Annotated in this window: 9 protein-coding genes; 5 read left to right on the plus strand and 4 right to left on the minus strand. The window is 50.5% G+C overall.

Features of this window, described 5'->3' with window-relative positions:
* The first annotated feature begins 14 nt into the window (after positions 1-14).
* From ACO6VE_RS07860 to ACO6VE_RS07875, 4 genes are all read left to right on the plus strand, one after another.
* Positions 15-1,076 (plus strand): homeobox domain-containing protein, encoded by a 1,062-nt coding sequence (locus ACO6VE_RS07860; protein WP_422446053.1) that lies wholly within the window; start codon positions 15-17, stop codon positions 1,074-1,076.
* A gap of 101 nt (positions 1,077-1,177) precedes the next feature.
* Entirely contained in the window at positions 1,178-2,203 is a 1,026-nt protein-coding gene (locus ACO6VE_RS07865; RefSeq protein ID WP_422460712.1) for a homeobox domain-containing protein, read from the plus strand.
* 478 nt (positions 2,204-2,681) lie between these two features.
* Positions 2,682-4,250, plus strand: coding sequence for a long-chain-fatty-acid--CoA ligase (locus ACO6VE_RS07870; protein WP_422460714.1), 1,569 nt, complete (start codon positions 2,682-2,684; stop codon positions 4,248-4,250).
* Between the two features lie 228 nt (positions 4,251-4,478).
* Positions 4,479-6,695: a YgiQ family radical SAM protein gene (locus tag ACO6VE_RS07875; RefSeq protein WP_422446047.1), complete on the plus strand. Its 2,217-nt coding sequence runs from the start codon at positions 4,479-4,481 to the stop codon at positions 6,693-6,695.
* A gap of 306 nt (positions 6,696-7,001) precedes the next feature.
* Here ACO6VE_RS07875 and ACO6VE_RS07880 read toward each other — a convergent pair whose 3' ends face one another.
* From ACO6VE_RS07880 to ACO6VE_RS07895, 4 genes are all read right to left on the minus strand, one after another.
* Positions 7,002-7,739, minus strand: coding sequence for a hypothetical protein (locus tag ACO6VE_RS07880; protein WP_422446045.1), 738 nt, complete (start codon positions 7,737-7,739; stop codon positions 7,002-7,004).
* 120 nt (positions 7,740-7,859) lie between these two features.
* Positions 7,860-9,566: an RING finger protein gene (locus ACO6VE_RS07885; RefSeq protein WP_422446043.1), complete on the minus strand. Its 1,707-nt coding sequence runs from the start codon at positions 9,564-9,566 to the stop codon at positions 7,860-7,862.
* Between the two features lie 139 nt (positions 9,567-9,705).
* Positions 9,706-11,196: an ankyrin repeat domain-containing protein gene (locus tag ACO6VE_RS07890; protein WP_422446041.1), complete on the minus strand. Its 1,491-nt coding sequence runs from the start codon at positions 11,194-11,196 to the stop codon at positions 9,706-9,708.
* A gap of 129 nt (positions 11,197-11,325) precedes the next feature.
* The gene (locus ACO6VE_RS07895; RefSeq protein WP_422460716.1) at positions 11,326-13,779 is read right to left on the minus strand and encodes an ATP-dependent helicase; all 2,454 of its coding nucleotides are present in this window, start codon (positions 13,777-13,779) and stop codon (positions 11,326-11,328) included.
* A gap of 170 nt (positions 13,780-13,949) precedes the next feature.
* On the opposite strand from ACO6VE_RS07895, the gene ACO6VE_RS07900 reads away from it, so the two are divergent.
* A complete protein-coding gene (locus ACO6VE_RS07900) occupies positions 13,950-14,537 on the plus strand; it encodes a thymidine kinase (RefSeq protein WP_422446037.1) in 588 nt (195 codons plus the stop codon).
* Positions 14,538-14,574 lie beyond the last annotated feature (37 nt).

Genomic DNA, 14,574 nt, shown 5'->3' on the forward strand with positions numbered 1-14,574 from the left:
AATTGGCTGATGTTATGGATCCAGCAGCGCTTTCTAAAAAATCACCTGACATGTTGTCTGATGTAGTTAGCTCATCCAGAACAGTTGATACTCGTCTAGCCAGTACACCAGAAGTTAGAAATACGGCAGTTTATGGCAGGTTTTCCATAGCACGAACTTCTGATGCGCAGCCAGTCCATGGCGTGGATAGTGTAATACCCATGGTACCACAGGTAAGGGAACTTTCCCCTCTTTACATGTTTGGTTACGGTGTTTCAAGTGTCGATAATATACCAAGGAATTTGTCCCTGTATAATCATTATGCCATGGCCCCGGCGCTTGACCATTATCACCTGGGAGTACAGGCAGGGTTTGATATGGGCTCTGTTTACCGGTCACCTTATCGGATTGCTACTTCTACCCAGGTAGTGGATGTGGGTGGGGAGCCTTGTTCGTCAGCTTCTGCTGATACGGTAAAGAGCAAAGCTGATACGGTAAAGAGCAAAGCTGATACGAGCGAAATGGATGCCCAGCCAGTAGAACCTGAGTTTCTGGCACGTAGATTGCGGACCACCTTTCAGGATTGGCAACTTCAGAAACTTAATAATGCTTTTAAACGCAACAAGTATTTAACAACGTTTCAAAAGTATTCATTGGCTTCAAAGTTGAAGGTAAAAGAATCACAGGTACAAATATGGTTTCAGAATAAAAGATCGGCCATGAAAAAGCAGGCCTCTTTAGCCAGAGAAAGCAAAAGTGCTCGGTCTGTCACGGCATCGAAAGCAGCTGCTTCCCGGGTCCGTTCGACGAAGCAGCCAATGCCTTCAGCATCACGGCAGGAAGTTGGTGCTCAGCAGAGATATGAATTACTGCGCGAGAGGAAAGTAATCAGCTCGGCTATGGCTCAATCACCAGATGAAGCGTTGCAGTTAATATCAGCGAATCTCAAAGATATTCCTCAGGCACAATCTCCCCTTTCACTTGCTGACTATAGTCAATCCGGCAGTTCCGGGCCCGGACTTCCTGCAACTGCTCCAAGGGTTGAATTAACTGATGCTGATGATGAGTCATATTCTTTCACCTCAACTGAAACATGAGCTGGCAACTAAACGTCAACAGGCTTTACAGAATAACTTCTACCTGTTGACTGGATTTTTTGATGCTTGTATCTATTACCTATAACTAACTGGCTGATTTCATGGACCCTGCAGTGCTTTCCCCCGACCAATCTGGCACATCGTTGCGTGGCGCAGTTAGCGCATCTGAAAATGCTGACCCTCGTTCAGCCTCTGGACCAAAACCTGAAAATGCGACTTTCTGCGGCAGGTTTGCTGCAGCCCATCCTGATACTGAGCCAGTTTATTCCGGGCAAGAACCAGTTTGTTCTGTGGATGGATTATTACCCTGGACGTCACAGGCAAGGGACTTTATTGCGCTGGATAGATTTGGTATGGGAGTTGCCAGTATTGGTAATGTGTCAAGGAATATTCCCCTGCTTGACCAGCCTGCCATGGCATCAGCGTTTCCTCCTTATCACAATAGGCATCAGGGACTGGCTGGGCCTGATATGAGTTCTAGTCCCTGGCCTTTTGACCGGGCCGTTACTTCCACCAGAACAGCGGATGATCCGGTAGGAAGTTGCCAATCAGTTCCTTCAGGGAAGATAACGAGCCAAGCTGATACGAGTGAATCATATCCCCGGCAGGCAAGCACGGAACCTGCAGTACTCAGAAAACGATCATATGTGCCTGAATGGAAAGCTAAACAACTTGATAAGGCATTTCAATGCAGGGCTTATGTAACAATCCAGGAACGAGCTTTTCTGGCTTCAGAGCTTGATATGACAGAAGAGGAGGTTAAATTATGGTTTCAAAATAAAAGAACGAATATTAAAAAACGGTGTTTGTTGGATAGTGTAAAAAACAGCGCTCAAAATATGATGCCATCAAGAGCGGTTTCACGGGCCTTGGGGGATCAACAGCAAAGTGCTTCATTGCCCTGGCGTGGGTTTGGTGTGAATCAGACATATACATTATCTTGTGAGAAGTATGTAATCAGCAGTACTGTGGCTAAATCACCAGTTGAAGCGTTGGAAGATATGTTAGTACACATCGAAAGGAGTCCCGCAGTACGATTTTCCCGTTCAGTCGCTAATTACTGCCAATCCAAGCTTGCTCAACCTGAATCCTCTGCAACGACTTCAAATACTGCTCCGGGGAACTGAATAAGGTTGGTAATAAGCCAACTGTCGGCTTATCCATGATGGGCGACTGCAAAGGGAACACCAGGTGGCTGATAGCCATCTGACCTTTCTCACTGAATCAAGGTAAGGTAGCACTATCTTCATTTTCCACAATCTTCACAATGGCATCAGGGCAAAAAGGATTTCTTTTAAGTCGGCAGAGTTCAGACCGGCGTAATCAGACGGAAATGGTCTTCTGGGTAGTGACTGATGGGCAACCGGTATGCCTGTGATAGATAACGAGCTGGCCATCTTTTTTCTGCCAAGTCTGCTTTTCAGCAGGCTGAAGCATTACTGCTCCATGCTCAGATAACCTTTACCTTCCTGCCGTTTGTTGATATGGATTTTGACAACATCATCACGTCACAAACCAGTCTGTTTTAAAGTGTCAGTTTGAGCTTTCACCGGTAGGTGTCTATGTTCTGGGGAGTCCATTTTATTTCCCCGGGGTGTTGGTTTCATGCCCAATCTTGCTGATTTCCTGTTCCGGAGCGCTGCTGTTTATCCCGATAAAACCGCCATTGTTGCGGGTGAACGGCGTATCAGTTATCAGGTATTAAAAGATACGGCAGCCACTATTGGTCAGGGGTTGCAGCAAACAGGTATCCGGCCCGGTGACCGGGTGGCGGTCAGTTGCCCGAATATTCCCCAATTCATGATGGTTTATTACGGTATTCTCAGTGCCGGTGCGGTTGTGGTGCCGTTGAATATTCTGCTGAAGCCAAAAGAGATCGCCTATCATCTTACCGACAGTCAGGCTGTCGCCTATCTGTGTTTTCAAGGTTCGGATGAACTGCCATTGGGGCAGTTTGGACTTGAAGCCTGTCAACGGGTGAGCAGCTGTGAACACTTTTTTGTTATTACCGTAGACCTCAGCCAGGATGAATGGCGAGGTGAGTCCACGCTATCCGCATTGCTATCCGGCGGCTCAATGGCCGACCCGCAGGACAGGGCCCCGGAAGATACTGCCGCCATTCTCTATACGTCCGGCACCACCGGACGGCCAAAAGGTGCTGAGCTGACTCACTATAACCTGTCGATGAATGCGCTTATCTGCTCGGCCTTATTGATGACCGGTGTCAATGATAGTCATCTGGTGGTTTTGCCGTTGTTCCATAGTTTTGCCCAGACGGCCCATATGCTCCATGCCGTGGCATCAGCATCCACCATGGTGTTGATGGTTCGTTTCGAGGCATTGACAACCCTGAAGCTGCTGGCGCAGGAGCAGATCAGCTATTTCGCTGGTGTACCCACCATGTATATTGCCCTGAATGGTGCGCAGGCGGAGTTGTCTGCCGGTGAACGACAGGCCATTACCGATAAGTTGCGGTTGTGTGTCAGTGGTGGAGGCCCTATGCCTGTAGATGTTTTGCAGGCATTTGAGGGCAATTTCAACGTCACCCTTCTTGAAGGTTATGGTCTCTCGGAGACGTCGCCGGTCGCCTGTTTCAATACTCTGGATCAGGCACGCATTCCCGGCTCCATTGGTCGGCCGATTCCCGGTGTAGCACTGAAAGTGGTTGACGATGAGGGAAATGCTCTGCCTTTTGGTCAGGATGGTGAGCTGGCCATTCGTGGTCATAACGTGATGAAAGGGTACTTTAACAAGCCGGAACAGACGGCAGCGGTGTTGCAAGATGGCTGGTTCCGAACCGGCGATATTGCCCGCTGTGATGAAGCGGGTAACTACTACATAGTAGACCGGAAGAAAGATCTGGTTATACGTGGCGGTTTTAATGTTTACCCCCGTGAGGTTGAGGAGGTGTTGCTCGCTCATCCCGATATTATGCAGGCGGCGGTCATTGGGGTACCTGATGATTATTACGTTGAAGAGATTATGGCCTGCCTGATCCTGCGTGAAGGTTGTGAGCTGTCGCCGGAATTGGTGAAGACCTGGGCACGGCAACAGCTTGGGGACTACAAATACCCGCGCTATGTACGGATTTTTCAGGAATTCCCGCTCAGTGCCACGGGTAAAGTATTAAAGAGAGCGTTGCGAGAGCAGGTGAAGGGAGAGCACTTACGGTAGACATTAAAAAGTAACCGGTTTTCTGACATGAATTCCTTAATGTCTACCCTGAGAGGGAGAGCATAAAGGGCTGTAGTCTTCGTTGTATTGACAGTTTTTTATGGCAATGGGCCGGTTTGTCTTATTAACCTTTCGCTATTTGGTGGTTGTTGATTTAAATACCGGGGTAGGACTGACGGGCGATTTCTGTGAAAATAGCCGGTTTTTCATCACAGCACCCAAGAATCCATGCCCACACCGAAAACCGCACCGGACCTTTTCTCCTATCCCAAGTACTGGGCTGAATGCTATGGCACGTCGCCCTGGTTGCCCATGTCCCGTAAAGAGATGGATGCGCTTGGCTGGGATTCCTGCGACATTATTATTGTGACCGGCGACGCCTATGTTGACCACCCCAGCTTTGGTATGGCGGTGATTGGCCGTTTCCTGGAATCCCAGGGTTTTCGGGTTGGGATTATTGCTCAGCCGGACTGGAGCAACCCGGAAGATTTCAAACGGCTGGGCAAGCCAAACCTGTTCTTCGGTGTGACTGGCGGCAACATGGACTCCATGATTAACCGCTACACTGCCGACCTGAAAGTGCGTAATGACGATGCCTATACACCGAACGCACAGCCGGGCAAGCGACCGGACCGGTCGGTGATCGTCTATAGCCAGCGCTGTAAGGAAGCATACAGTGATGTTCCGGTGGTGCTTGGTGGTATTGAAGCCAGTTTGCGTCGTATTGCCCAGTATGATTACTGGAGTGATGAAGTGCGTCGTTCCGTATTGATCGATGCCACCGCCGATATTCTGCTTTATGGTAATGCCGAGCGGGCGCTGGCCGAAGTGGCGGATCGATTGGCGAAAGGCATGACCATTCGGGAGATTGATGATATCCGGGGAACCGTGGTGATAAAACCGGCGCTGCCTTCCGGCTGGACTGAAATTGATTCATCACGGATTGACTGGCCCCGGGATATTCAGTCCCTGGAAGAAGCTTATGGCCTGAGCCCTTATGCTGAGGTAGAAGAGACGGTTTGTGATAGCAAAACCGGCAATCAGCCTGAGTCAGCGGGTGAGAATGACGTGCAGCCGGTGCGCATTATCCCCATGCCTCTGCATCGCAACCAGCAGCTGGACCCGGCCTCCACCTGCATACGGTTGCCATCATTTGACAAGGTGCGCAAAGACCCGGTGCTTTATGCCCATGCTTCCCGGGTACTGCACCAGGAATCCAACCCCCATAATGCCCGGGTGCTGGTACAGAAGCATGGCAACCGTGAACTCTGGGTGAACCCGCCACCCATCCCCCTGGCAACCCCTGAGATTGATGGTGTGTTTGGCCTGTTTTACCAGCGTCGTCCACACCCGTCTTATGGCAATGCCAATATTCCGGCCTACGAGATGATCAAAACCTCGGTCAATATCATGCGTGGCTGTTTTGGAGGGTGTTCTTTCTGTTCCATTACTGAGCATGAAGGTCGTATTATCCAGAGTCGCTCCCATGAATCGGTGATTGCCGAACTGGAAGATATTCGGGAAAAAGTACCGGGCTTTACCGGGCAGATATCCGACCTGGGTGGTCCAACCGCCAATATGTACTATCTCAATTGCAAGGATGACAAGATCCAGGCCAGTTGTCGTAGACTTTCCTGTGTCTTTCCGGGGATTTGTAAAAACCTGAAAACCTCCCACAAGAAGACCACAGAGCTGTATCGGAAAGCCCGTGCCCTGCCGGGTATCAGGAAAATTGCCATTGCCTCCGGCCTGCGCTATGACCTGGCGGTGGAAGACCCGGAATATGTGGAAGAGCTGGTGACGCACCATGTGGGTGGCTATTTAAAGATTGCCCCGGAACATACGGAAAAAGGCACCCTCGATCTGATGATGAAGCCGGGGATGGGCACCTATGACGCCTTTAAAAAGATGTTTGAACACTTCTCCCAAAAGGCAGGTAAAAAACAGTATCTGATTCCTTACTTTATTGCCGCTCACCCCGGCTGTGAAGATGAAGATATGTTGAACCTTTCTTTATGGCTGAAGAAAAACAAGTTCCGTGTGGATCAGGTGCAAACGTTTTATCCATCGCCCATGTCGCTGGCCACGGCCATGTATTATGCCCAGAAGAATCCGCTGAAGCGGATCAGCTACAAAAGCCCCCGTTTGTATACGCCAAGAACATTGGATCAGCGTCGTTTGCAAAAGGCCTTTCTCCGTTACCATGATGCGAAAAACTGGCCCTTCCTGCGCCAGGCCCTGCGGGATATGAATCGTTCCGACCTGATTGGTTCCGGTAAGCATCAATTGATTCCGGAAGAGGAAAACAAGGGGCAAAGAAGATCTGGCCAGCGGATACAATCGCAGGGTGATTTCCAGAAAGCCCGGGGCGGTCAGTGGGATAATCGCAATTCCAGAACATCAAAGAGTCCAACATCCCGGCAGAAAAAAGGTCGGGGCAGGTAAACTTAATGACCGTTTAAATATCTCCCGGGCATGGGAATGAACATTGTGTACATGGTTTCAATGAGTTTGACGAGCACAATCTCCGTTCACCCTGAGCGGAGTCGAAGGGTGCTTGGCACGATCTATCAGAGTCCGGAGTTTCCGCCTTTAGGCCCTATGGGTCCTTTGACAGGCTCAGGACGAACGAAGTGCGGAGGCACGACAACCCGTCAAACTCATTGACACCATGTGTCAGGCCAGTCCGGATGTCCGGACTGGCCTGTCTGTTAAAATAGCGCTGATTTTTCATTCTTAATGATATGCGCTTTATCTTCCTTGCATGTTCAGTAATCTATTCAGCAGATTGATTGCATAGTTGTGGGAAACAGCGCAGTTGACCGGATTACTCAACATGATGTCCCCTTTGTAATGGAACAGGTATTGTTCTGCGGGATTACTCTCGTCCGGAGTGTACTGGGGGTGAACAAACAGGCATGAATCTGCCGGATTCAGTTGTTCTGTTGCCAGGTACTGCTGATAGATGTCGGCCGCGTAATTGATCAATGTGTTCATTGTTTCAGGTTTTCCCAGCATAATTTCCAGAACACTGGTACGCTGTATGGGTGGGTACTGGGAAGGGCTGGCATTGGAATTTTCCCGTAAAGACACAGTTAGTCCCAATTCCTCTGCTTTTGCCTGCAATACATCGTATAACTCATCAAATCGGCCGTTATCCTTGTGCTGATGGTCGAGGTGCATGTGTATTGCATCCGGTTCCCGGGGGGTAAAACCGGAAATCAATTGGTTGATTTGATGATGGACCTGTTTGGCTTCGGCACTGTCCACTTTTGTCATGGATTCAGCTTCAACATGGGCGTAGTAGGCAAATAGCTGGGATTCAGATGGATAATACACTTGGCGTTCAATACCAAGCTTTGCCGCAAAGGATTCAGTTTCAGGGCTTTGTCCATGAAAGATTGGCTCTGATGCGAAACTGATACTGATCAGGGCAAAGGTACTTAGAAGGCCCAGGGCAAGAGATTTCATCTTGATATAATTCAACATATTAATGTTCCTTTTTGTTATCTATTTAATTATTTTTTCCAAGCTATTATATTTTTTGAGATTTTAAACTGACCTCCTGGTTAGTATTGCTAACAATCAATCCGTCAGTGGCAGTAACCGCTATAGGTATTGCCGGATCATAGTGTCCAAATCCTCAGCAGAAGATGGAATCCCGCGCCCGTGCATGGCGACAGCCATGTTGCATAACAGGAACAGGTTCAATGTGCCATTTTCCTGCAGTTGAGGGTGATCGAGGAGTTGTTCCAGTCCTCTTAATTGGGGTAACCCCTGTTTGTGCATCATGCCCGCAATGGCGCTGAAAAGGGTCATGTTCACTGCGCCATTTTCCTGCAGGTGAGGGTGATTGAAGAGTTGGTCCAGCTCCCTCAACTGGGGTAACCCCTGACTGTGCATCATGCCTGCAATAGCGCTGAAAAGAGGTATGTTTAATGCACCATTTTCCTGCAGGCGGGGGTGATTGAGGAGTGGCTCCAGCTCCCCCATGCGGGGTAACCCTTGATGGTGCATCATGCCTGCAATGGCGATGAAAAGGGGCATGTTTAATGCGCCATTTTCCTGCAGGCGAGGGTGTTTGACCAGTCGTTCCAACTCACGCAATCCAGGAAACCCGTGCCCATGCATCATGCCAGTAATGGCGTAGAATAGGGGCAGGTTATATGTGCCGTTTTCCTGCAGGCAGGGGTAATTAAGGAAGCGGTCCAGCGGACTCATTCGGGGCAACCCGTGATAGTTCCTCATGCCCGCAATGGCCCTGAAAAGGGGCAGGTTCAAGGTGCCATTTTCCTGCAGGCGAGGGTGATTGAGGAGTGCCTCCAGTTCCACCATTTGGGGTAGCCCACGACGTGGCATCAGTTCTGAAATGACTCTGAAAAGGCGCAGGTTCAATGCGCCATTTTCCTGCAGGCGGGGATGATTGAGGAGTTGCTCCAGCTGCCCCGTTCGAGGTAACCCGCGCCCGCCCATCATGCCTGCAATGGCTGTGAAAAGGGGTATGTTCACTGTGCCATTTTCCTGCAGGCGGGGATGATTGAGGAGTCGGTCCAGCTGCCCCATTGGGGGTAACCCACGCCTGTCCATCATGTCTGCAATGGCTGTGACAAGGGGCATGTTCAATGCGCCATTTTCCTGCAGCCGGGGGTGATTGAGGAAACGGCCCAGCTCACTTATTCGAGGTAACCCACGCTCGAACATCATTTTTCTAATGGTGCAGAAAAGTGACAGGTCCACTGCGCCATTTTCCTGCAGGCGGGGGTGATTGATGAATAGTTCCAGCGCCCTCATTTGGGGTAACCCTCGCCCTCGCATCATGCTTGCAATGATCATAAAAAGGGGTCGGTTCAATGCGCCGTTTTCCTGCAGGCAAGGGAGACTGAGGAGTTGGTTTACATGCGTCATCCGAAGAGAGCTGCGCCCGCTAGTCATGCTGGCCATGGCTCTCATAACGTCATGGTCCTGCAGGCTGGGGTGAGCGCCGGTTTGGCTCAACCAACTCATCAGGCCGGAGGGGAACCAGCGCCCGGGGCGGGCGGCAAATAACGAACGGGTGTTTGGATCTGGATAAGGGGTGTAGCGCTCGACGATAGGCCTTTGTTGGGCGCTCCTCTGGTTAAGAGTGGCTCTACATAGAGGACAGATATTTTCTTCCAGCCGCCAACGCCTCAGGCATTTTCTGTGAAACATGTGACGACAATCAGTCACCACGACTCTTTTTCCTGCAAACGGCGAAAGACAAACAGGGCAGTTGTCCAGCTCAGTTTGATAAGAAGTCGCTGGCTGGTTATTTTGGGCCGAGCCTGGTACTTGCATGTGCTTTATCTGACTTGAATCGGTTTGCGTTATCTTATTTGGTTCCCCGGGAGGCATTTTTCTGTGGCAACCAACGCTGAATGAATGCAATGCCAGTGTTAACCGGGTCCCGCTAATTTGTCGGCTGGTGTTCCAGATGTCAGGCCCCGAATACAATCAGGAGATCCATGCACCGTCTGTGGCCATGGATGGTCGCCAGGCTAAGAGCCGACATACCATCGTCAGTATGCTCATCGATCTGGATGCCCGGAGTGAACAGCATCGCTTCGATACACCTGAAGTGGCCGTGTGTTGCCGCCAGGTGGAGAGCCGTCCTGCCATTAACCTTTTTATTGACCTGGATACCGGGAGAGGCCAGTAACGCTTTGAGAGATCCTGTATTGCCGTGTTTAGCAGCGATCTGGAGAGCGGTCCAGCCCTTGTTGGTTTTCATATTGACCCGGATGTCTGGATTGGCCAGTAGTGTCTCGACGGACTTTGTATTATCGTATTTTGCAGCGATGTGGAGAGCGGTCAAGCCCTTGTAACTCCGCTTATTGACCCGGGAGCCGGGAGTGGCCAGCAACACCTTGAGGGACTCTGCACAGTTATTTATGGCCGCTAAGTGGATAGCCGTAAAACCATAAATATCCTGCCTGCTGACCTTGTCGCGTTGAACATGGGGCAGTAACAAATCGATGGCGTCTGGACAGTCGCTTAAGGCAGCGAAATGGAGAACTGTCCAGTTTATATTATCGGCGATATTGCTATCTGCTCCTGCGTCGAGCAGCAATTTCAGATGCTCGGATTTGCCCCATAATGCTGCGATCATCTGGGGCGTGACGCCATCGTAATTACTGGCATTGGTATTTACTTCGCTGTTAGCAAGCAGCTCTTTCAGGCATCCTGTGTCGTTTTCTTTTTTGCTGGTATACGGTTTGAGCATCCGGTAGCCAAAGAAGGCTTCATTGATATTTAAGCCCCTGGCAACGTATTGTTGACGGACCTCGGTGATGCCGATTTTGGTGGCAATATGCAGGGGCGTTTCGCAGAACTTATTGGTGGCATTGACACTTGCTCCATGGGTAACCAACCATTTCAGGCACTGGACGTTGCCATTCTCAGCCGCAATGTGCAGGGGCGTCCGACCCTCCTGATCAGCGGCTTTGACATCGGCCTGGTGGTTGATCAGTGCCTGGGCGCAATCGATATGGCCGGAATCAATGGCGATAGCTAACGGGTATACAGCCCAATCGGTGACCGCCGAGAGGTAAATCTGTGCTGCCAGACTGGCATCAAGGGCCAGAAGCTTGTTCAGTGTTGTCAGATCCCCGGTACGACAGACATGAAGCACCAGGGATTCACAATAAAATGAATCATTTTCCAGGATGCGGCTCCCGTTCACACGAACCAGCGGCAGTGCCGGTTGTTTGCAATCACAGCATTGGCGTTGATCGAGGCTTTTTCCCTTTTGCAGGTCACCGTCAAGCCATTCGGTGATGCATCCCAGGTGGAAAAAATGAGGTTTTGGTTGGCAGGAAGTTCGGACCGGTGTTTTGTGCCAGGCAGATTGCCCTGTGGTGACTTCGTTGCTACCAAGGCAGATAGAACAGGTAAATGAGGGATTTGTGTTGCTGCTGACGCTATTCATTTCTTTGGGCTGTTTTGATGCAGATAATGACTAGGACTGAAAACAGCAGGAAAAATTCCATAAAACAGCATTATGAACAAGGTGTTTCTGGATAAGCGTTTATAGTCGTATAAAAACAGCCACGGTAATTCAGAGCACGCTGAATAGATGGCGAACCTCTTCAATTCTGGCAAACCGTTTGACGCCGTGTTGGCGACTGTCAAAACGGATGGAGAAATTACGGTCATTAACCTCAATCACTTCTCCGCGACCAAAGATGGCATGATCAATAATGGCCTTGAGCTGCCATGGCGCGTCGGAGGGTATACTGGCTCCTGTGTTGGCAGAGCCCGTGGATTCGTCGTTTATCGCAATGTCGGGCACTGCTTTCAGTCGTTCGGCCAGTGTCGCCCGGGCTGAGCAGACGTAACGTCTTGATACTGGCGTAAGACCAATTTTATTGATGGCTTCAGCCAGGTCGTCATCGGCATCTTCATGGAGCAGGTTGCCCAGGGATAAGACATGGGGCAGGTTCATTTCCAGTAAAAAGGGGCTGATGCTGTCCTGGCGATCTTTTCCGGCCAGGGGTTGGTCATTAGCCGACCATAAACGCTTTGGGGAATCTTTTCTGGCGTCTTTTTTGGCGTCTTTTTTGGAAAAGCAGGTAAGCTCGCCCTGCGCGGTAAACAGGTGTAATTGCTGTCTGGCGCGGGTCATGGCGACATAGAGCAGGCGACGCTCAGACTCAATAGCATTACTGGTCCTGGCCGACAGGTTAGCCATTTCATCTTCCCTGAGGAACGGCCAGTATTGGCGGGTCAGTCCGGGGATTAACACAACCGGCCATTCCAACCCCTTGGAGCGATGGCAGGAGCTGAGCTTGATGCCGTGGTTCGATTGTTGTCTCTGATCTTTCTGTTGCTTCTGCTTCTCGATTAATTCAGCAATGTGCAGGCAACAGTGGGCGGTGTCTTCGTTCAGCTGTTTGAGGAAACGATGAAAACCTTTGATTGCCAGAATCTGTTCATCCGTTCTCTGTTCATTGAGGCTCATGGATTTGAGGCTGTCGTATATTTCGGATTGTTGAATATACCGGGCGATCAGCGTATGGGCCTTGTGTTTGTTGCCATTGTGCTCCAGCCATGAGAACAGTTCTGCCCTTTGTGTCAGTTTTCGCACCTGAAAGTCACTGATGTCTTTGATGTTGGCTGCCAGCTTGCCCAGGGTTTTACCCAATTGGTGGCTCTGGTCCTTCAGCTGCTGGCAAAGCCAGTCAATATACTGTTGTTTAAGGCCGATATGGGGCAGGGTCAGAAGTCTGGCCAACTTATGGGAACGAACCTCTGGCAGTAGCCCGGCAAAGCCACCACTGGCCAGGGTCATGGCATCGATCAGTGAGGCAATTTCCGGCCTTTGAAACAGCGAGGGGCCGTCACTGCTGTAGGGAAGGCCTATTTCCAGCAGGTTCAGCTCAATGGGCACGGCCTGGGCCCAGACCCGCACCAGAATGGCAATATCTTCCGGTGGTGTTCCGGATGCCAGATATTCGGTCAGCGCCTCAACCACAAAACGACTGTCGTCTGCACCCGGTTGGCTGATGCGAATCAGGGAGGGCGCGTTGTCCGGATGGGCAATGCAGAGCACATTTTTGCGGGACCGGTTCTGGCTGATTAAATGGCTGGCAGCCAGGGCAATACTGTGACCATAACGGAAGGTATGGGGCATGGTGAGTTCTTTAACGTCACCGGTAGTGCCATAGTCCTGCTGGAAATGGTTCAGAATGTTGTCGATATTGGCACCGGCGAATTCGTAGATCGTCTGGTCGGGATCGCCAACGGCAATCATTCGGGCGCGCTGTCCGGCAATCAGCCGGGTAAACTGATGCTGAAGGGTTGAGGTATCCTGGTATTCATCAACGATAATAAAGTCCATTTTATCAGCCACTTTAGGCACCAGTTCCGGATGTGCCCGGATCAGAGTCACCGGGTCGTACAGCATATCGGTGAAGGTGATTGATCGTTGTTGATGGCGCCACTGCTCAAACTGATGAAACAGTTTGATGAAAAAGCGATACTCATCGGTATAACCGGATTGCTCAAACCATAGCTCAGGGCTGGTTAAATGGGCTTTGACCGATTCAATAAAGCTGATGGCTGCTTCGATCAGACGGGCGGCATCCGAGCGCATCCGGTCCTTAATGGTTTCCGGTGCCAGTTTCAGGATCAGTGTCCTGACCTGTAGCTCAACGACTTTCTCCGATAACGGTTGTTTGTTGTAGGGGGTTCTGATTTGCCAGCCTTCCAGAGTTCTCAGCAGTTTCAGACCTGTGGCGTGGTAGGTTCTGATTTCCGGAAGCTGCCGCTGGTTTTCCGGCATGTCTGCCAACGAACCACTGGCCAGGGTGCGAAGCTTTCTGGAAAAGTCGATCTGGGCCGCTTTATTAAACATCATCACCATCAATCGACGCGGGTCAGTCTCTTTGCACAGCAGGTTGCTGACCAGTTGTGCCAGGGTTGAGGTTTTGCCCGAGCCAGCCACGGCAATACAGAGGGCATGGTCTTTATCGTGGTCGGCAACTGCTTGCTGGTGGGGCGTCAGTTTCATTCAGTCAGGTGCTGTTGATAGCGTTTGGAAAGTGCAAGGCTAGCAAAATTTGCGCGACTTCCATAGATAGCGCATGCGTCATCTTCCGAAGCCGGGGTACGGAAATTTCGGTGGAGATAAAGCGACAATGACGGAATAATGAGGCCATCAACACCAAGGATCACCGTGTAATGGCTTCACTTTATTTCTATTTTTCTTCCATGGATTCGGGCAAGAGTACCTATCTTCTGCAGTCAGCTCATAATTATGAGAGTGCCGGTAAACGGGTGTTGTTGCTGGCTCCGGTGATTGATGATCGTTTTGGTGTCGGCAGAATCACCTCAAGGATTGGCCTGCAAAGTGAAGCGGTGGCCATTTCCCAGAGTGATGACCTGAAGCAGCAAATCGCCAGAGAGCACAGTGAAGACTATATCGCCTGTGTTATGGTCGATGAAGCACAGTTCCTGACCCCGGAGCAGGTGTGGCAACTGTCGGATGTGGTGGATGTGCTGGGTATTCCGGTACTTTGCTTTGGCCTGCGCACCGATGCTTTTGGTAAGGCGTTTGCCGGCAGTGAAGTGTTGCTCAGTATTGCTGATGAACTTACCGAGCTGAAAAGCATCTGCAAGTGCTGTGAGAAAAAGGCCAATATGCAGCTGCGTCTTGACGGTGATGGTAAGCCGGTAAAAAGCGGCAGCCAGGTGCAGATAGGGGGCAATGACCGCTATCTTTCTGTTTGTCGAAAGCACTATAAGTCGATGATGGGGCTTGGGAGCTAAGGAAATAACTTCCCTATTTTCATTGCCTGACTCCGTT

The sequence above is a fragment of the Endozoicomonas sp. ALB115 genome (assembly GCF_049310245.1).
Classification (GTDB): domain Bacteria; phylum Pseudomonadota; class Gammaproteobacteria; order Pseudomonadales; family Endozoicomonadaceae; genus Endozoicomonas.